Origin of the sequence: Clostridium felsineum DSM 794 (assembly GCF_002006355.2) — a bacterium.
Classification (GTDB): Bacteria; Bacillota; Clostridia; order Clostridiales; family Clostridiaceae; genus Clostridium_S; species Clostridium_S felsineum.
This window is the reverse complement of record NZ_CP096981.1, coordinates 80,708-102,643: the sequence shown is the minus strand read 5'-3', so window position 1 is coordinate 102,643 and position 21,936 is coordinate 80,708. Positions and strand designations below refer to the sequence as shown.

Annotated in this window: 15 protein-coding genes; 14 read left to right on the top strand and 1 reads right to left on the bottom strand. The window is 31.3% G+C overall.

Annotated elements, in window-relative coordinates; genetic code table 11:
- Positions 1–169 precede the first annotated feature (169 nt).
- Complete coding sequence (locus tag CLFE_RS22980) at positions 170–664, bottom strand: hypothetical protein (protein WP_077832541.1); 495 nt, start codon at positions 662–664, stop codon at positions 170–172.
- A gap of 518 nt (positions 665–1,182) precedes the next feature.
- Here CLFE_RS22980 and CLFE_RS22975 point away from each other — a divergent pair.
- The 14 genes from CLFE_RS22975 (at position 1,183) to CLFE_RS22915 (ending at position 21,922) form a co-directional block, all read left to right on the top strand.
- Positions 1,183–1,392 (top strand): hypothetical protein, encoded by a 210-nt coding sequence (locus CLFE_RS22975; protein WP_077832540.1) that lies wholly within the window; start codon positions 1,183–1,185, stop codon positions 1,390–1,392.
- A gap of 94 nt (positions 1,393–1,486) precedes the next feature.
- Positions 1,487–1,867 carry a hypothetical protein gene (locus tag CLFE_RS22970; protein ID WP_077893140.1) on the top strand — a complete coding sequence of 127 codons (381 nt, stop codon included), beginning with the start codon at positions 1,487–1,489 and terminating at the stop codon, positions 1,865–1,867.
- A 3-nt stretch (positions 1,868–1,870) separates the two neighbouring features.
- Positions 1,871–2,326 carry a DUF8551 domain-containing protein gene (locus tag CLFE_RS22965; protein WP_077832538.1) on the top strand — a complete coding sequence of 152 codons (456 nt, stop codon included), beginning with the start codon at positions 1,871–1,873 and terminating at the stop codon, positions 2,324–2,326.
- A gap of 18 nt (positions 2,327–2,344) precedes the next feature.
- Positions 2,345–4,888 (top strand): hypothetical protein, encoded by a 2,544-nt coding sequence (locus CLFE_RS22960; RefSeq protein WP_077893141.1) that lies wholly within the window; start codon positions 2,345–2,347, stop codon positions 4,886–4,888.
- 13 nt (positions 4,889–4,901) lie between these two features.
- On the top strand, positions 4,902–5,984 hold the full coding sequence (locus CLFE_RS22955) for an immunoglobulin-like domain-containing protein (protein WP_077893142.1): 1,083 nt from the start codon (positions 4,902–4,904) through the stop codon (positions 5,982–5,984).
- 26 nt (positions 5,985–6,010) lie between these two features.
- Positions 6,011–9,793, top strand: coding sequence for a hypothetical protein (locus tag CLFE_RS22950; RefSeq protein ID WP_077893143.1), 3,783 nt, complete (start codon positions 6,011–6,013; stop codon positions 9,791–9,793).
- Between the two features lie 19 nt (positions 9,794–9,812).
- Complete coding sequence (locus CLFE_RS22945) at positions 9,813–10,256, top strand: hypothetical protein (RefSeq protein WP_077893144.1); 444 nt, start codon at positions 9,813–9,815, stop codon at positions 10,254–10,256.
- Position 10,257: 1 nt separating this feature from the next.
- Positions 10,258–11,394 carry a hypothetical protein gene (locus CLFE_RS22940; RefSeq protein WP_077893145.1) on the top strand — a complete coding sequence of 379 codons (1,137 nt, stop codon included), beginning with the start codon at positions 10,258–10,260 and terminating at the stop codon, positions 11,392–11,394.
- Between the two features lie 11 nt (positions 11,395–11,405).
- Entirely contained in the window at positions 11,406–12,689 is a 1,284-nt protein-coding gene (locus CLFE_RS22935) for a hypothetical protein (RefSeq protein ID WP_077893146.1), read from the top strand.
- 5 nt (positions 12,690–12,694) lie between these two features.
- Positions 12,695–13,696 carry a hypothetical protein gene (locus CLFE_RS22930; RefSeq protein ID WP_077893147.1) on the top strand — a complete coding sequence of 334 codons (1,002 nt, stop codon included), beginning with the start codon at positions 12,695–12,697 and terminating at the stop codon, positions 13,694–13,696.
- Between the two features lie 3 nt (positions 13,697–13,699).
- Positions 13,700–16,693 carry a hypothetical protein gene (locus CLFE_RS22925; RefSeq protein ID WP_077893148.1) on the top strand — a complete coding sequence of 998 codons (2,994 nt, stop codon included), beginning with the start codon at positions 13,700–13,702 and terminating at the stop codon, positions 16,691–16,693.
- 12 nt (positions 16,694–16,705) lie between these two features.
- Positions 16,706–16,840 (top strand): hypothetical protein, encoded by a 135-nt coding sequence (locus CLFE_RS24345; RefSeq protein ID WP_265855759.1) that lies wholly within the window; start codon positions 16,706–16,708, stop codon positions 16,838–16,840.
- A 9-nt stretch (positions 16,841–16,849) separates the two neighbouring features.
- Positions 16,850–17,806, top strand: coding sequence for a hypothetical protein (locus CLFE_RS22920; RefSeq protein WP_077893149.1), 957 nt, complete (start codon positions 16,850–16,852; stop codon positions 17,804–17,806).
- Positions 17,807–17,824: 18 nt separating this feature from the next.
- Positions 17,825–21,922: a hypothetical protein gene (locus CLFE_RS22915; RefSeq protein WP_077893150.1), complete on the top strand. Its 4,098-nt coding sequence runs from the start codon at positions 17,825–17,827 to the stop codon at positions 21,920–21,922.
- Positions 21,923–21,936 lie beyond the last annotated feature (14 nt).

Below are 21,936 nucleotides of genomic sequence, written 5' to 3'. Positions count from 1 at the left end.
GAAATATAGTATCGTTGGATAAATTATATCACCTTATGTATTCCATTTGCAATACAAATGTACCCTTCATGGTTTATCATTTTATCGCATTATTTACGTTTATAAACTTGTTGATAACCTATTGTCAGTTATCAACAAGAATTTATAAGTTATATAGTTAAATTATCACCTACTTTTCATCCTTATTATTTTCTTTATCATCTAATTCCTCTCTATTAACGCAATCTCCTAGGGCTTCTCTCCAAAATACATAATCAATTAAAGATCCTGATAATATCATAAGTCTTCTAAGAGAAAAGTTTTCCATATCTTCTGAAGGTATAGCTTGCATAACTTTTTCTGATATTAATTTATGTGTTATGGCTAGCTCATTTTGAAAATCTTCATAAGAATCACATAAACCTTCTCCTAAATAGTTAATGCATTTGGCTAAAGCTTGAAATCCATGTTTAATATTAAATTCAGTGTTCTCATCACTAATTAACTCCGACAGTTCTGAAAGTGTTTTATCTACAAAATCCTTTGTTATTAAATCATTGTCCTTTGTTATTTTTATTGCTTTCTGTATTGTAGGATCTTTTTGTAATAATTCTTCAATATCGTTTATTGTTGAATTTGGTTTTTTAGAGTTATTTTCTGTAATCGAGGTATTTTTATTAATCAAAATTCAGTCCTCCTGGTATTAAATATTATGTTAATTATTGCAATAATTTTTAAAAAAATCCGTATTATCAAATACAAGACAATTATAATAAAAAAAATCAGAACATTCAATAAATATAAGCCTTTTAGCGGACTTTTAATTGCAAAGCACACAACAATTATTCCTCAAAGTACTTGTATTATTGGATAAATCATATGTAATAAAATGTAAAATATAATTGTAAAGTGCGCTCAAAAAATACATACTTTTTGTCGTATAATATTTTATCTATAATCTTAGAAAGTTCTAATGCTTTAAAATATTCTGGAGTAGAACCTGTTAATCCTTGATATTTTAGAATACATTAGGTAATAACTTTTTTGAGAGTGTATATCTTATCTTTAAAATATAAATATGTAAGTTACAATCTCCTCTAACTGAGAGTATATATTTTTTATGAAAGCAGCTTAAACGTACAGGGTGGTATTGAAAAACTAAAACCACATTTGCTATATCTATATATAACGGGGGAATCAATTATGGCTGTTAAAAGAGCAAGAGAGAAGAAAAACAAATTAAAAGAACTTTATGCAAAATCTATTAAGATTAAATGCTGCTATTGCACTATCAATGATAGTTGTAAATATAGAAAATCAAAAGAAGAATCTGAAAACATGGGAATTACAACGTATTGTAGTTTGACACCAAACAGGCCTAAAAACGCTAAGAAAAATAAGTATATTAAATAATGTCAATTACGACATACATATTGAAAAAAGTAGGAGGCTAAAATATGCACTAAAAATAACAAATTCATTTTTGAATAATTAGAGGGAGGAAAAAATGATAAATTTAAATGATGTTAAACTTCAAAACAGCGCTTCCCAAAATATCACAATTACTGGTGGTGATGCTTTAAACACATCATCTACATCAAGCTCTAATGAAGAATATGAAGTATTAGAAATGTTTCCCGCACCAAACTCATCAATGATTGATACAAAACTAAAAATTATTTATTTAAAGGTTAATGGACTCATTAATGCTGATGATATAGATTTAGATAAATTCAGTGTAGAAGGTATGTTATCAGACAAAAGTGAAACCAATAATGTACCAGAGGTAAAACCCCATGGGGAACTAAAAGGTGAATGGAAACTTATAACTGATTCTACCCAAAATGTAAGCTATATAGTTTTTGTACCTGTGGACTTAGGAGGTTAAAAAATGGCTTTTGAGGTTAACTACAATGCTGGTGGAACTATTGATGAAGTAGGTAGTATAAAGAAAATAGATGCAATAGGTAAAATAGTAGGTTTTCCGCAGTTCACACAGCCCTACAATACCATGGTTAAATTAGATGTGCCTGCTATTTTAGGTGACTATGTGGCTGAATATGATACACCAAATTATGAAGTTGAAATTATGAGTATCACTGTTACTTGCTCTGGTTATGGAGAGCTGGATAACTATGATATAGATGTTAATGGACAAAAATGGTTCGACAAATGGTACTGCAGCGAAGTTAAAGAAGGGTTATTTATTGGCACATCGACATTTGTATATAGAGCTCCACCAAATAGTAAAATGATACTCACCTTTCACAATGATAGTGGCAGTTCTAAAACACTGTGGTTTGGTATAAGGATGCTTGTTAATAAAGCTACCACCACAACAACTTAATTCAAGGAGGCTAATTTTATGGCTAAAGATTTATGGAGATATTATGAAGGTACAAGCTCCGCAGCTAGTTTCATAAATGACGTTGCTAAGGTTCTTTGTACTGGAGTAAAAACTCAACCTATCAAGGATTCCAATGGAAATGTACTTAAGGATGCAGAAGTTATTCAAGAAAAAAACTGGGATATAGTTTTCCCAAAAGCTAACAAAGATAAGCTTGATGTAATGGACTGGTCTAGTCTTACTCCTAAGGAGTTTTCAGCAAAAATAAACAATCAATTAGAGCAGGTTTCAGACACAATTATCTTAAAAACTAAAACAACTCCAAAGGATTTATCTACCGTATCTAATGTAGATGATCTAAATCTTGAAGATGATTTATCTGTTAAAAGCACTGAAATGTATGTAGAACTTTATAAGCCTGCTTATCTTGCTGATAGTGAAGTCTACAATCCAGAGTGTGAGAGACAGGGAGTAGAACCTTATTGTATTACTAAAGATATATATAAAGAGTATGCATCAAAATATGGTTCTGTAGAAATAAACCTAAAGGATCAATTTAACGGCGTAAATGGTTTAACTCTTGGAACTAATGATGACGTATATTCTGGTTCAAAACAATTTACTACTAATAATCAAGATGTAAATAAAAGCAATTGTCAAGCTCTATTAAATAGAGTAAACACAATCTTTGGTGTAAGTCTATTAATTAGTGGAGGAGAAATGGACATCCCTGCCAGTTCCTTCTCTAAATTAAGAGGTACTGATCTTGAAGGTATTCTTACAAGTGTAACCGGTATACCAACTGATCAATTTAGCAAATATACAAAGCTTGCAATTAGAACAAACAATTGGGAAGCAGGCCCTTATTATGATAGATATATATGTTATGAAGTTGTTTTTGCCTTTCATGATGTATATGAGACTTATGTAATTCCTAAAGGTTGGAACATAGAATTACCAGAAAAAGAAGCTGTAGATGTTAGCAGTATAGTATTTAAAGTAGGAACAACTAAAAAAGTTTATGGTAAAGATTGGGCATTCGATGTAGCAACTTCAACCTTTAATGTTGTAACAGCTATAAGCGGTCCTACAAGATCTCTTGGTGATCCTGTTATAACTTACCAGTATACAAAAGCAAGTACTGATATTTCTGGTAGAAAGCTTATACACAATAATAATTATATCTATATAAGAATGTTTGATATCATAAATGATGATTTAACTGGTCCAATTCCAGATAAAATTGATGACAAAACAGGTTCAGTATTGTATGTAAATTCTCATACTTCTCAATGGTCAAAGCTTGCTTGGTATCAAGATTTTGAAGAAGTAATGATTGATAGCTTAGATTCTGATTCCACTGAAGATGATGTAACAGATGGAGTTATAAATCTTCCAATAGAGGAACCAGGCTTAACTTCAGATACTAGAATAAGATTTTGGATTAACACCAATAACGATAGAGCTCTTTTTGTAGTAATGGGAAATCCTTCACTGGACTTCAGTAAAAATAGACACTTAATAAGTGCAGCCTATATAGGTCAAATAGAATCCTTTGAAAATTCAATAAATGATACTGCTGGAAACTTTGCTCTATTCACATCTTCTTCAACAACTCCATGTGATACAAAAACAGTATTAAAAAGAACAACTTTAAGTGATTCAAAATTAATAGGTTTGGGACCTCTTACTGCTTTTACAGGTATTACCCTTGAATCCGGAAAATACTTTGACACTATGGGATCATTTTCAATTGAGTTATCAAAAGACGGAAGTAAAACCACAACTATTCTAAAAAAAGGAGAATCCTTTACAATAAGCTTTAGTAGTGATAAAACTTCTGCAGATGTAACACTTTTAACAACTCCTAATGATGGAGAAAACGTAGTTCTAAAATATGATTATTATATTGAGAAATACAGCTATATTCAAGGTATCGTAAGGGATGGTTTCGGAAATATAATAGAAACTGTTTATCCTGATAAATGGGGCAAAAATACAGCTACTGGTGTTACTGATATAAGTATGTTCTTTACTAGATCAAAGGCTTATTTCCAAAAACACAGCTTAATGTTTACTACAACAGAAGAATTTATGAGTAAATCTTTATATGGTAAATCTTCTTACACTGATGAATATTATGCTGATAGACTTAAAATTACCCATGGAAATGATGGTCCAAGAGGAATGCTTTACGATTGCTTAGCTATAGATACAAGTTCTCTATATGCTTTTGATGAACTTATAGTAAATAGAGATTTTGGTAAAGATACTACAAAACCAGAAGAAACTTATATATTCTTCCCTGTAACAGCACCATTCTCACCATTCTCAACTTCACCAAATGCCAACTATGGTTTTGCCATAAAGAAACAAGTAAAATATCCAGCACCAACAACTGATGACGCCGCAGTGGATGCAGCTCTTGACAATTTAAGTACTCAAGTAGGAAGTTTACTGGAATTAACAGATGATGTAGCTCTTCCAGATACAGAAGCAAATGATGTTAAGATTACTTGGTCTAGTGATACTACAACTGTAGTTGAAATTCAAACTGTATAAGGAGGAAAAAAACATGATAAAAGCTCATATAATCAGACCAGATTATGGAAAAAATGATGGTGCAGCAACTCTTACTGCTACTCTAACTAAAGGTTCAGTAACAAAAACAATCACCTTTAAAGCTACTGTAAAACAACAAGGAAAGACAGATAATCAAAGTGTAACCGATGATTTCAATTGGCTAACGATTGCTGGTTCAGATGCCGGCATTACATCTAATATACTACTACCTGCAGCTGGTCCAAATGGTTCTACTATTGCATGGAAGACTTCTAATGCAGATGTTATCAATATAGATGGTGGGGTAAAAAGACCTGATAATGGGGCTGATAAAGCCTCAGTCACATTATCTGCTACCATAAGTAAAGGAACTGTAACTCAAAACAAAGATATAGTTGTAACAGTACTCCCTTGGACAGATAAAGAAGAAGTTGAATTAGCGATAAATGCAATAACTTGGGATAGTATTAGAAACCAAAATACTGTTGAAGATGAAATAACCACTGATCTTAATCTTTATACAACCGGTGATAGAAAAACTACTATAGTTTGGAACCCAACTTACCCTTCAGTCATAGATGCAACAGGTAAAGTAACTAGACCTACCTATGAGGAAGGTGACTGTACCTTATCAATACCTGCTACTGTATCAAAAGGAAAAGTTGCAGAACATATCCAAAACTTCTTAGGATTAAAGGTTCTTAAACTACAAATCACCAATAAAGAAGCTGTTAGCAAAGCAAAAGCTATAGTTGATGGTACAATGATCAAAGGAACAAATGCAGATTTAAAGGATATGAAGGATAATGTAGTTTTACCAATGAACTTAGATCCATACATGTATCCAGATTTAAAATCAATAACACTCCAATGGAAGCTTGTTAGATCACTTACAGATGCAACAGAGGACACAACAAATAGTGCAGCTAAAATTGTGACAGATAGTCAGGGTGTACAAACACTTAATATAACAAGACCTTCCTCTGGAAGCCAGAATGGAAATGCGTTCCTAGAAGTTAACATAGCATCTGTAACAGCACAAGGAGATATAGCTACTGATTACACTATATTCCCATTAATTATAATAGCTTCATAATAATGTGATTAAATAGAGGTGCAAAAATGATAGAATTAAACTTGAATTATACTAATGAATTCGATAAAACACTCATATTTCAATATGATGAGGCATTTGATGCCAATACTGGAGTAACTTTAGAGTATACTGACAGTTTTCTCCTTGATACTGGAGTATTTAATTCAGGTATATTTTTCTCACTAAAGCCTTCTAAACCCTTAAGGCAGGACTATTCATATACACAAGTTATATATAATGATTTAAAACCTACAAAAGTACCAAGTGGCCTTTCCTTTGCACCTCTTAAGCATATAAACTCTTATGATGAAGATACACATAAAAGCCTTATCAGAAAAAACGTTGATAATAAGTATTATAAAGGAGTTTATGGCTATTTATATAATAAAATAAACTATGCTTCACTAAACAATTCAATCCCTTATTTTCATAGACAAAATTCTTATAAATCTTTAAAAAATCTGTTTATCGAAGCAGAAAAGTTTTATAGAAATTACAAGGCAGTTAAATTAGATAATAGCTATCTTTTACCTACAAAGAAAAACCGTAATGATCTAAGTAATTTATATAACAAAGCGTATATAGCACTTAAAGTTCCAAGTAGAAATATATCACTTTTTAATTATGCTTTTATAAAGAAAGAATTTAATATGGAGATACTACAAAACTGTTTTCTAAAAAAGAAGTATAGAAATTTTATAGAGAATAGCTGGATTTGGACAAATAATCAGCATAAAAACAAGGTAAGAAGTTCTAAATTAGCTTTTATAGAAAAAAAAGACCTTTTTAAAAATTCTCATATTAATGAGTATTTTACCTCCCTTATACCCAAAAAAAATCTCCTGAATATTGATAAGTATTTTACTCCACTTAGTACTGCGAACATACTATCAGCTATAAACACATTTAACACTATTAATAAAAATACTGAAGACTCCAAAATAAACACTATAAACTTTGCATTGCCTTCTGTATCTGAAATAAAAATATATAACACTATAAAAAGCATGGGATATGTTTATAATAAATTAGATCTGCTAGGACATCTAAATTTGTATAAAAATAAAGCTAAAGGAAGCTTTAAAGATAACACCTTTTTGTACAAAAATCGTTTTAATTTAATGTACGTTGATGGTACTTCGCTGTGGAAGGAAAAGTCCAAAGCTGAATACACTAATGGACACCTATTAGGAGAGTATAAAAGGACTATTTTTTATGACAAGTTTATACTTCAATGTAAAACCTATGAGAATAAAATTGTGATAAACAAAAGCTCAAAGCTTAAGATTAATTCACCAAATATATACTATTTCAATGGAAACTTTGTAAACAAGATGGAAAAGCAATCTAAAAGCAGTTTTATGGGCCTTGAAGCTTTTTTCCTTAATAAGACTTTTACTAATAATGCATTTATAAATATTGACAAAGCTTTATTTTTAGAATACAAACAAATACGCTATAAAAGAGAGAACTTCCAATGGTTAGCAAAAAAATATGAGAAACTCAAAACTTTATCTTATAACTTCATGTACAAGTTTAATAAAGATTTAGATTATGAAAATACAACCTTCTTCAGTATTAGAAACTTAGATATTATGAAGGATAGTGCTCTAGATATTTATAGACATCTAGTTTCTGAAAAATATTCTCAAACCAATATCCTATATAAAACAGTATTGTTGTCAAAAGCTATCAAAACTATGCTTCCAAACAAATATATTAGACTTAACATAAACCATATAGATATTTTTTCTCCTAAAAAATTCATAGCTTTAAATAGTGGTGTTAATAACACATACATTCTAAAGGATAAATTGTATGCTAAAGATTTAGAAAAAACAATAATGGATAATGCTATAAATTCAAATTTTAGACTTAAAAAAGAAAAGCTTCATGGAAAAGAAGTATTAGATTATGCAGGCTTTAATATAAAAGATCTTTATATAGCTCCATTAAAATCTAATAGGTTTATATCTCCAAGAACATTAGAATTAGAAAAAAATGTTGATTTCATGAGATACTTCAATTTTACATCCATGAATAATAAGACAATAGACCTTAAACCAATTGATAATTTTATAGCAAAACGAACCAATAGAACAGCTTTGTTAAGGACAATTTTCATAAGCGATATAGTTAACAATGTAACTTTAAATACTCCTCTTATTGCCATAGATTCAATAAATGCAAATATTAAGATTTCTGATGTTATGACTTCTTTAAATGCAATAGTAATTAATGCAAACTATGAAAACAAGGCTACTTGGGTTTCTGATATTGTTAAAACCTCTAGCATAGATAATACAAAAATATCAGTAAACATATTTGATAATATGGGTGTATTTAAAGATAAGGTTTTAGTGAATTCTATAGTCAAAAACTCTGAGTACAAAAATACACCTACCTTTATAGCAGATAGTATTAAATATGCTAATTTAAACAAGCAAAAAATACTTTCTAGCATGAAAAATGAAGTGTTCTTAGCTAACGATAAAATAACTTTTAACACAAAGCTTTTATTAAATATTTATAATGAACAAATCTCCTCAGTTAAAATAATGGATTCTTCAAGCTTTTTTAAAGAATTTAACACTTTAAAAAAGAGCAAAGCTGAAAGCTTTATTAATAATAATGTTTACCTCATAGACAAAGCTATGCTTGATAACTTTATCTCATCTAACAAGGAATTAAACTTAAATAAAAAAGCACGAAGAATTCTTCTTGGTAAAAATATAAAAGCTAAAACCAATGAAATAATGCCACCATTAGACTTAACAGCAGGAGGAATAGATGAACTTCTATTACCTCAAACTGATTTTAATTATGCTATATTTAAAGATGCTTTACTAGATCCCATTACCAAAAAGCCTATAAACCCCGTCAAAGAGATTGATGATAAAACCTTTATAGCAAAAAGACCTGTAAACCATCCTATTCCAGAGTTTTTTGATATAGGAAAAGAATATATTGAAGTAAATGTAAATCTTTTAAGACAGCTTATAGAAACCTTTTATAGCCTATGGAAAGCTAATATGTTTGAATTTGGAGCAATAGACATGAGGCAGGCCGTAACTAAAATGCTTGGATATCTTAATGACTATATAAACTACAATATTCCAGAACCCTTAATTCCAGCAGCTAAAAGAGTATTAAGATTGATAAGGTGGTATGGAGAAGTATCTGTATTAAAAAATGCTCAGTATAAAATTCATATTGTTTATGATCCTCTAAAAAGTGATCTTAATAAAGGCTCCTGTAATATTCCAAATACAATGAACAATATGTTTGTTAATTCAACTATGTATAGTATTCAAAATACTGATATTACTTCAAATGCATGGATTGAATTTAATCTTGATAATCCAGTATCAACTAACTTTACTTTTAATTTATATATGACAAGTGGAACTTTAGGAATATACATTAATGACCAGCTTATTAATACCGTAGAGACATCAAGGTCTGTAGAATTTCCATTAGACGTTGGTAAAAATACTGTTAAATTAATGTTTAATAATAATAATAATGGTTCTATTAATTTAGCTAACCTTTGTGTGGAGGATTATGTATATTCCGACATTGTAACAGAATACGAGCCTTACATGGGCAGTGGTAATAAAGTTTTAGATGAGCTTACTAAAAGGGTGGCTGTCTATGCGGATGTATATAGTAAAAATGCTAACTTTGTGCAGGCTACCATAAACGGAAATCTTGCCGTAGCAGAGCTTGTAGATAAATTAAGTGAATATTTTAAACTGCATCATGAAAAGAAAAACAAGGGTAAAAGATTAACAATAAAAAAATCATAGAGAGAGGAAAGTGATTTTAATGGCAACAGTTGAATATATAGTATTTTATAAATATGTTCATCCAACAATAAAAAAACCAGTAACAAATTTAACCTCAAGTGTTTATGACACAGATACAAGATTCCTTAAAGCTTTTGATTCTTTAACAAATATAGCAGGAAATAAGGACATCTTAGATGCTGAATCTAGCAGCAATGCTAAATATGATATGCTTTTTGTATATGACGGTATTATGGAAATAAATGAAGCACTTAAACCAGCCTTACCTGTAAATAATACCTCACCAGCTATTTACAGTGAAAAATTCGAAAGATGTAAAGGAGAAGCCTGGTTTATAGCTTCTTATCATGCATCTCTTCAAGCAGCTCTTAACGCTGCAGAGCCCCTAGTCCTTGCGTTAGGTAAAGAAAATGTTAAAGTAATGAAAAACGCTCCTTTAGATGTATTAGTAGAATTAGGATAATATGGCAGTTATAAATAAAACTGTATCAGGTTTTATCTATGAAGAAGACTTTGGTCAAGTAAATTTGCTTTGGGATGTTCATCCTAATGCAAATAGAATACAATTTTCAAATTATTCTGTCGGGTTGTTACATGGTGATGAACGTGTCATGATGACAATTCCGACACCTTCTGATGATTTTGTATTCCAAGCAACTATTGAGCATCCTACAACTACATTATCAGATGTGGGAGGAATTGTAGTACTATCAACTACTGATGATCAAATAGAGTGCCAAAGCTATTATGATGCTTTTAGCACTCTTCCTCAAAACTATAGCTATATAAAAGTAGTTAAAGAAACGAAAAAGGAAGTAAATAATGGAATAATTAATGAAATTCAAGTCTTTAACTTCTATGCTTCTCAAAATGGTACTACATGGTATCTAGTGGGTTCTTCTGAATTACCTAATGCCAATAGAATAGGTTTCTTCTTAGATGGTCCTAATACGTTATGGTCAAACAATTTTATAATCAAAAATGTAGCTATATACAAATCCAATATAGTTACCTTCAACTCATTACCTAGCGCTTTTGCTATTAGCATTAAAGATTCAAAGAAAGTAGAATATGCGACAAATCTTCAAACCTCTAAAGATGAGAGTAATTTTTATATAGATTTAACTAATGCAGTTTTGCCACTGAGAAATGTAACCTTATGTGTATATGATAAAGATGGAAATACATTAGTTGAAGCTGACAATCTAGAACTGTATGGTGGCGATATGTTCGATTGTGAAACCAAAGTTTCCTTTTTTATAAATAATAATCAAGTTGATCCTTTAAGTATAGTTGATATAGGAAGATTAACCTCTAGCGATAACGAGTACACCATAACCATTGTTAATGATGAAACTACTACCATGACAGGTAAAAAGCTAAAGGTAGTTATGTATTCAAATTATTATCGTGGTGGCAAGTTTGCTTCTATAGCAATTAAAAACACCGATACAAAGAGCATGGTATTTGGTGAAGAAATTACTCTTCCTGATATACTCCCTCATGATGGTGTTGACATTGTTATTAAAGTAATTAAGGATACTGACAATGCTGGACCTTATTTTTCAAATCAATATAGATTCAAAATATTATTTCAATAGGAGCTGATAAAATGGCTATTAAAGTAATTAGAAAAGGTAATGTAAGAGTTAATAACGACCATAATCTTCTTTTTAATAGAGGCCTTGCTAATCAGCATCCTATTGAATCCATTGTAAATTTAAAGGATGAACTGGCTAGCAAATATGTTAAACCAAACGCAGGTATCCCCAAAACAGACTTGGACTTTCTTGTAGTTACACAAGATGATTTGCATGAAAGCGAGAATCAAATAAATGGAAAAATAGTTATTATAGATGACAATATACTGGGAGCGCAAAAGGACATTCAGGGTATTAAAGATTTAATTTCTCAATATTTCAAAAATGGTACTAATGGCACACTTGATAATGCAACAATAGACTTTACATACAGACAAGGGTTTAGAGAAGAATATGTAAGTGAGAATAAAGATATAGATTTTTATCTTACAAATACGTTTATTGCTGACAATAAGCATCTTAAGGTTTATAGGGATGGTACTTTATTAATACCCGATATAGATTATATAGAGATTTCAAATAATCATATTCAAATGTCGTATCCACTAGAAGCTAATATATTTTTAAGCTTTATATGTGAAAATTTAGCTACAGTATTTTCACCAATTCATGAAGAAATCATAAGTATTGAAAATCAAAAGGATTTCACTCTAAAAAATCAATACACATTAGGAGATAATTCTCTATCTATATACGTACATGGTTTAAGACTTGAATGCAATACTGATTATAAGGAAGTTTCAAATTCTCAAATCACTTTATTAAAAGATCCTTACGCCGCTGGAACAAAGCTTATATTTAGACAGGAATTAGTTGAAAGCTCTGGACAAATTTTATATCATGAAAAAGATTATTCTCAAAAGACCTTCAAGCTTCAATATACAGCTTTAAAGGATCAAAGCCAATTTACACTTTCCGAGGCTTACATCCCAGGGGCCAATATGCTTATGGTTACTGTACAAGGATTATTAATGTGGCTAGGCAATGATTTTGATTATATGGAAGTTGACTCTAATCATATTCAATTTAACTATCCTTTAGAGGAAGGAGATAAGGTTGTAGTAACTTGTACATCAGCCTTATTCAATTGGAGTGAGAAATTTGTAACTGTAGAAAATCAAACACTATTTAATTTTTCTAACACCTTTTGTGTTGGAAAAGATGACTTAATCGTTTATGAAAATGGTATTCAACTTATAGTAGATGATGATTACTTAGAGCTGAGCAATAACGCAATACAATTGGTAGAAGCACCTCCAACTGGTTCTAAGTTAACAATATATAAAAGGAGGTAAAAATTTTGAGTAAAACACAAATTGGTGGAAATAGAATTGCAGATCAATCTATAGAAGCAAGGCATTTAAAAGCAGGTCTTGGCATTCCTGAAACTCAGCTAAAACTTAATTTTCCAACTCATAATCATGAAAATAAATCTGTTCTGGATATAATTATAAACACATCTCCCACTTTAGTAAAACAAATGGATTTAAAAGATGTAATGCTGGCAATTCTTCAAATTTCAGATGCTAGGCAAGAGGGTTTAACACTTAAAGATACTTTAGCACTTAAGGCGAATGAAAGTGACTTAAGCACAGTTGTAAGTGAAATAAAAGATGCAAGAGGAAATAGAGCTTCCTTAAGTGAAGCAATAAGTTCAGTGTTATCCTCAGTAGATACAAAAATATCAGAACATGCTGGAGCGATCTCACATAAACAGTTAGATGAAATTTATGCTGAAGTAATTAATGCAAGAGGAGACCATCTTAATTTAAATGATAGATTAGACAGTATGCAAGCTTCAATTAATAATTCTTCTTCAAGTACAGGTACCGGTGGAAATGTTAACCTACAAGCGTTAACCCCCTGGAATGCTTTAATAACCTTAACAGAAGGCGAAACTTCAGTTACAGTTCCCAACCCTTATGAAGTAGGCGGAAATTCTCTTCAGGTCTTTGATGGACCTATTCTTTTGGTTCCAGGAAGTGATAAAGATTACGTTGAAGCTTCAAATACTTCAATAACTCTAAACTATAATCCTGAAGCTGGAAGTACCTTAAGGCTTGTAGGTTCAAATTCCGGAAGTTTATTTCAGTGGGTTTATAGAATAAAAAGTGAAGAAGGTCAAACAGCTATTAATCTTCAGGCTTCTTATAAAACCAATAATGATGAGCTCATGGTTTATGAGGATGGTCTACTGCTGCAAAGTACACTGGACTATGTAGAAACACATGAAAATCAAATAACTATGAATTATCCTCTTTTAGAAAATAGTATTATCACAATATGTAAAAGGAGGTTTTAAAATATGTCAATTTCTCAAATTAAAGGATATAGAATTGCAAATGGTCAAATAACACCTGATCATTTAAGCTCTGATTTTAAATTAAAAGAAAATCAATTAAACTTAAATTATCCTACTCACGATAATTCAGGTGATTTAACTGTAGAAGAAAAGAACACCTTAACAGCTATGGGCAATGCTGATAAGCTTCACTATCATTTAGGTGGCGGCGGTGGAGTACAAGGCATTTACACCAATGAAGAAAGAGATGTTCAATTACTAAAATTAAGTATGCTTGTAAATTCAACTAAATACGGCATGGATAAGTCTGTAAAAGACATGTTTAAGGACGATTCTTCAATCTATTACGGAGTAAGAACAGCAATCGCACCTAATTTGGTATTACATAACGCTGATGCCGAATATCCTGGTGTTCTTAATCCAAATTCAGACTACAGCTATGCTTTAGTTTATAAAACACTTTACGGCAAAACAAATGTAATAAATGCTTCCTCCATAACTACAGGAGGTGGAACTGTAAATGCTGTTACCATTGAAGCAGCTGATGTACCTCCCTCAAATTTAGGCTTAGAAATCTATAGATGTGATGGAAATGTAGAAAAGGTAATCGTCGATAATGAAAATTTAAATGAATGGGACAATCCATTTAATTTACCCATTAATTTAGACAGTTCAAGAAAAACTAGCGGACTATCCAGCACAAAAATTTCATTAAAAGGTTTTGGTAGTGGAAGCTCTGCTCAATATGTATCTACTAATCTAGCTCTTAATGTTGGAAAAACTGTACTTTCAACTAGTACTCAATTAAACACGGTAATTACAAAAAATCCACCTATTAACTACTATATTCAAATTAACAATAGGGGAAATTCTAACAGAATAGATTTAATTTGGGACAAAAATCCAGCAAATATACCTTTGGATTATGAGCTTTACTACACTACTGAATACGTAGGGTCTACCACAGAAGTTAGCGTTGACTGGTATCCCTTTAACAAATTAACTAAAATGAAAAACATGTACAACGTTCCCTTATCCGTATCTACAGATGGTACTATAAGTGATGATTTCTCTTCTATAACAGGTAACTCTAAATTCTCAAATATATTTTTATTTGAAACTATTCAAAATATAACTGCAATAAAAATAGTTGTAAATAAAGTGCCTCAAAGCTGTAATCTAATAGATTTAAGATTATGGACAGAAGAAAACTCCAGCATGAAATTTATTACACATGATTTTAAATCAGGACAAAACTTTTCCAATTACAGCACTCTAAAAATTGATATAAAATCTAATGGTAATCACAGTAATATAGGCTTAAATCTATTGGACGATCAAAACACTGTTACAAACCCCGTTGTAGAGTATAATGCTGGAACAGCATCGAATATTATCCCTAGTCTTCCAAGTTTTACAGGCTACACTGTCAGAATGAGAGTTGGAGACTACACTACAAGAAATAGATTTGGTTATGATAGAATACGCTTTAACATAAGGCCCTTAGCAAACCAATATTTAAGAATAGAGAACTGCTTTATTACACTAGACACTAGAGGTCACGCTCATGACATTAGCTTAGCCGATTCAGATTCTCCTCAAGTTGTAATACCTATAACTTTTAACAATGGTCTTAATTACTATGATGGCATACCTACAGGTCCTATATGGTGTGATTGGGCATATGCACCTTTCCCAAATCAAAATATAGGTGCCTATATTGTAACCTTCTCAGTAGTAACAGGCTCTCTATTATATATAGGATATAGTTATGCAGAAACTTACTATACTGCACAAGGACAAGGTATGGAGGCGGTTGGAAAATGGAATGGTACTGTTCCTTCAACAATAAATCCTCTTTACGACTATTCTTATATAGAGCAGCTTCAGATTGGCAAAAGTAATGACACAAGTCTAGTTTTAGATAATTTTGGTCAGACTGCTCTTGAAAGATGGCACAGACATTATGTACCTATGCCAGGAGGAACTTCAGCTCAAGATGTAAAAAAATTAATAGTTAGCTTTAATAATCTTGTAACAGATCAAGATGTACTTATGGACAATATAGCCTTAAGTCGTGCAAATGATGTTGTAACAGAAACAAGCACAACTATAGCAGCATCAAAAGGCTGTTTAAATCCGGCAAATGTAAAAAATACTGATAATTCCTGCTTTCAATCGGATTTACCACCAACCTTAAGTGTACCTAAAATTATAATGTTTGATTTCGGAAACCCAATAGCAATAAATAAGTTATTAATGTATGGTGGAACTTTAGACAACACTCCATCAAATTATGCAATTCAAGCGGCTATAAATAATAACGCAAACGTGGATGATGCATATAGTAGTCCTAACTGGCTCACTATAAAAAGTATATCTATTGGCGATGATGGAATTCCTATAGAATTTACTGGCACTATTTCTAATGGAATAATATATAATCAAAACACCTGGGATACTCACGTATGTCACAAATTTGATCCAGTTACCACACCAAGATTAAGAATTGTTATTTTTCAAACTATAAATGCTGGAGTTGTTAAAATTTCCAATATTAGAATATTTACTGCTGAAGATTTAGGTGACTTTAAAAAGATAATTGATGTATCTAAACCTATAACTGACCATCAATTATTTGTAGATGATGGTAAACCATACACCGATGTTTCACCTCAAGCTTTTAATACAACTGGCAGCTTTAATATATATTATGATTCAATAAATTGTTTGATAAAGCTAATTGATACTTCTCAAAATGGAACACTTTATCTAAATGAAATCTCTCTTAGCTTATTTGTCACTATTGTTTTATCAGCACAAACCGTTGGAAATGTATCCTTTTATGGAAGTATCGATGGAGGCAGCAATTTTGAACCTATTATAGCAGACACTATGCATACCTTCTTAAAACAATCTAAAAGCTTAATATTAAAAGCGGTTTTTGCTTCAAGTGATGCTGCCTTAAGTGCACTGGCATTTCTATATACTTTGTAGGGAGGGATATTTATGGCATTTGAATTTGAAAATATGGATAGTCTATCCGTTATTTTAAAAAAACAAAATGAACAGCTAAAAAAAAGAGTGGAGGATTTAGAAAATAAGCTTGAAGCCAAAGAAAAATCTTCTCAAAAGGATAAGTAGGTGAAATAAATGGCACTTACCACAAATAAATTAGCATATATCAAAGCTTCAAGCGATAGCTATAGCGATTTAGGACAAGAACTACAAAAAATGCATGAAACCGATGATGAAAACACCAATGGTATAAATGATATAAAAAATACTATAGCTTCCATAAAGGATGAAGCAGATAAAGCTTCAAATGATTCAAATAAAATAGCAACAGAAGTAACTACCGCAAGAGGATCTTACGACAATCTTAATGCTAGATTGTCGGATATGTCTTGCTACAATATTTTAAATGACTTTGAAAAAATAAGTACAAAAAAAACCTATGAAATTGATGAGGCTGGAAACATTTTAAAGGAACACGTAAGAGGCCAGCTTAATTATGATACGATTTTTACCTATGATGAAAATAAAAATATAGTAAAGGAAGAATTATTTGATTCTAATACTAAGGAGAGCATTGGAAGTAAAACCTACAGCTATGATGAAGGTGGTAATATAAGCAAAATTGATTCAGAAAATGCGGATATAGTTACTGTACTAACAGATTCCCTGGCTCTAAAGGATATAAGCAATAGATTATCCAAAATAGAAGCTATAGATTTTATAAAAACAGCAGAAGTTCTAAATAGCAGTGTTGCTGCTACTTTAGTAAAAAACACAGCAGAGTTACTGGCTAGAGTTGAAAATCTCGAAACTTATCTTCCAAATAGTAATTCAGAGCTTATAGAGATTCCAGATATTTTAAACAGGCTAACTAAGCTAGAAACTAAACTAGACACTTCCAGTGTATTATATACTTTTACAGTAAAAGCCTCAGTTACAACTTATGATATTCCCTCTAACGTAACGGATAAAACTCCAATATATCTGGAAGGTGTACTTCTTAATTGTGGCGAAGACTACACAATTAAGAATAATCAAATCAATTTTATACTTCCTTTAATAGACGATTTTGAAGTAACTTGCAAGTATTAATAAAGTAGGTGAGATTTTTTGCAAAACAAATTGTATTCTACCCTTGAAAAACTTTATAGCGAAATTGTACTAGCTAAAAGAACAAGTTCTACTCTTGATAGTGAAATAGATAATAGATTAAACTCTTTTCCTGAAATAGTTTCAGCTAGAGATGGTTTTAGCTCCCTTAAAAACAGATTAGAAAACCTTCAAAACGAAGTTATCTCTAATAAATTAGATGATGCAGATGTAGATAATAAAATATCCTCTCTTAAAAAAGAATTATTAGATAAAATGCCTAGTATTCCTAAAGTTGCTGTAATAGAGGATTCTTCTAAAGATATTCTAGTATCCTTAGACACTAAAACAGCAACAAAGGAAGATATTTTAACTATAGAGCCCACTAGCAATGCAATACTTTATAACGGGAACTCTAATTATGTTGCAAAAGCCTATGTTAGTGCTGCAAATTTAAATACTGCTTTAAAATCAGTTAGCTATGATAACGATAGCTGTGTTTCGTATGATAAAAACTTACAATTATTAAAAGATGGAAGCTTACTTTCAATGGTGGAACCTGACCTATATGAGCTTCCTCTAAATACTGCTTTAATAAGCAGTAATGATTTTTACGATGCAGCCATTGTAGGAAATCTATTAAATATAGTTACAGACTATAATTCCTTTAAGGATAACTATAATAACCACTTAATAAACTGCTTTAATGAAAGAGCTTGGAATATAAACAGGGAGTATGTAACCATTACTTTTTCATTTTATGAACCAATTTCTCTGTGTAAATTTCATTTGGACAGTGCTGTAAGTGGAACTATGTCTAAGGTTACTGTGCAAAGCTCCATGGATGGTATAACCTGGATAGATATTTATACTGGACCTTCAACAAAAATGGAATTTACTCTCCCAAACTCAACCTTAGTTAAAAATTTAAAGTTTACTATAGATGCTCATGATGGTATTTCAAGTAGAACTATAACCTTAAATAGCCTTAAGCTATACTCTGAAAAATATAATACAGCTTCTAACTTAATTAGCATGCTTCAGCCTATAATTTTAGATGAGGATTTTGACAAAATAAATATAGAAACTAAAAGTAGTACTGAAAATAGTAAGTTTAATCTCACTAAATATGCCATAACAAACATTAACGAAAACAAAAATCACTTTACTTATATACCAAAAAACTATACCTTAATACCTTCAGATTTTTACTCCTCAAAGGGTTATAGAGTTGTAACTGACAGTATTGAAAATCACTATAAATTTGATACCTCAAGTAGTTTGTATATAACTACTGAAAACTATGACAAATCACCTTCCCCAAGCATTAATGGAACTCTTGGAACTTCCACTATTACAAAGGAAGGCTCCTACAGCACCTCTAACTCCTGGCTGCCCTACGGCAATATAATTTACAAAGCCTCTATAATATATAATGGTGCAACTTATGAAATACCTATATCTATGGATAATATAGATAATACAATTTACGTAACTTTAGGAAACCTTTCTCTAACCCTCAAAATTAGATTACTAAAGAGCAGTGTACTAAAAGTAGATATTAATTTAGATGGTGAAAATATAAAGGTTGATTCTTTAAAGGTTGATTTATTTGGGGCTTACAATCTAAATAATGGAAATACCTATTGGGACACTATTTTCTCTACTATGGACAATTCTACCAACAATGAAATTATTAGAGGTATACCAATAGATTTACTTAATGTAAATGTTGATTACAATTTAGCACATACTATAACTGCTTACTCAAAAGACTATGAGTACTATACTGGAAATATATCTGAAAATGGAGCTTGTGCAATTATTCCTCATGACAATTACAGCGGTCAAAGCGTTGTATCAAAAACTCTATTAACTAATGTATACAATACTACATATGAAAAAATGAATATAAGTCTTCCAGCAACTATTTACCTAGGCTGTGATGGCACTAAAGATCTAGCTTCCACTATAGATAAAGATATAGTTAATGTTGAAAGAAACACATCAAAACCTGTTTATACCTTTGATGAAGAGTTTACATCAAAAGTATATATAGGAACCTCAAATACACTGTCAGCTATTCTTCCTTCTCAATCTGCTTTAAGCATAGATAGTATAGGTTATGCTATTTCCTTTGATAACTACAATTATTATGTATTTAATCCAGAAACTTCAGATTTGACTATATACACAAATAAAGGTATGAGCATAAATGCCTTACAAAAGGTTAATGATTCAGTTATAGCTAAAATAAGAAATGATAGTCAATGGATCTATATAAAAATTAAAATAACTGATGTTAATGCTAGTGTGCAAAACATTACTCTTAATTTTGATAAGTCCTCTTTTATTAGAATTGACAGCACAGATATTCTAGATAAAGGAATGCCTAAAAGAGTAATTGAAGCCATAAGTCCAGAAGATTTAGTAAGTCAATTGTTCAGCGTATCCCCAGTATTTTTAATAGCAACCTGCACCAAAAGCATATATCCTTGTTATAGATATGAATTAGAAGGTTTTGATATATACAATTACATGGATATACACTGGCAGGAAATAGACAATGTTAATGTGGTGGAATATTTACTAGGTGACAATTCACTAATGTATAAAAACAACTCAAAGGATACTAAGCTAATAAAAGTTGTTAGAACCTTAATAGAAAATCAATCTGCTGTGGTAGACGTCAGAAATGAAACCAAAGAAGCTTTAGCTGTAATTGAAAACAATGAGGCTATAGCTAAGGAGGACATGACAAAACTTAAACAGTCTATAGACTTGATGCATGATACTTTTTTAAACTCTGGTACAGTTCCAGGTGAACTTCCTGATGTAGTACTGCCCTCCATTAGAGAAGTAGAACTTCCAATGCTTCACAGCGGCGACACTTATTTAATCAAGGATATATATAACCTTCGTAATGTACAGGTTTGGGAAGAGCTTACTTCTTTTGTAGGTTATACAGATACCTTAACCTTTAATAAAGCAATGTGCCAAAATTACACCACAAACCTAATAGACGTTAAGGATGGTGGTGCTGTACTTTCGCAGGATTACGACAGGGACAATCCATACATGTGCCCAGAAGCGCCTATTTCTTATAGCTCAGACCCTAAAGGACCTTACGTTTATAGAATGTTTGATTTAAGCTGCTCAGTAGCTCCTAGTGGTAATTCCATGGAGGCTTTTATAGAAGATAGCGGGCAAACAGGTGATTCTTATGATTGGTATTATGGTTGGTACCATAATGATAAATGGTCTATTAATTCAGGAACTGTTACAATCTGGGATTTACCAGGGGAAAATACAAGGTGGGTAGACGTAATCTTTGATTTTAGAGAACCTGTTTATATAAATTACTTAAACAACCTTTACTTTGGACAATGGATACAAGGAGGTAATACCCCAACTATTCGTTTAGGGAATCAAATCACCACCTTTTATCACTCCCTTAATGGCAAGGAATACACTGAGGTTGGTCATTACTATGGAGATAACAGAAATCTAGGTGTTGTATTTAACGTAGAGCTTCGTTACTTGAAAATAAGATTAGAGCTTCCTTATAGCGTGAATAAGGGCGCTGGACGAGTTGCCTTTGCTGGTGTTGACCTGTACTTTTCACCAGTACACTACATTCACAACACAGAAGCCTATATATTTAACACCGTTCCAATAAATACCACCTCTTGGCTTAACTTTAAAGGCTTCAATATAGACAGATTTATAGATCACAATCCCTGTGAAATGAAATTTTTACTCTCTGATGATGAAAACCACAATGTTTGGAAAGCCTGGAATGGTTCAAATTGGCAAAACCATGGTGAAATCTCTCTGTCTTCCGCTATGTCAATTGAAACGCTTTTAGCTTTAACCAAAGATCAACTAAATTTATTAACCAAAGGAAGCTTGTACGTTTGTGCCATAATGAAAACCACAGACATATGGAAAACACCAGTTTTAAGCTCCATAGAAATATTACACGATGATTTAACAGAACCTTATTATAGACTTCTTCAGCCTTATGATATGGACTTAAATTACTCTAGTATTCACCACACTCTTACTGCCATAAACACAACAGGAGGAGACTTAAAGACTAAACTTGTTATTTCATAAAATATTCATAAAGG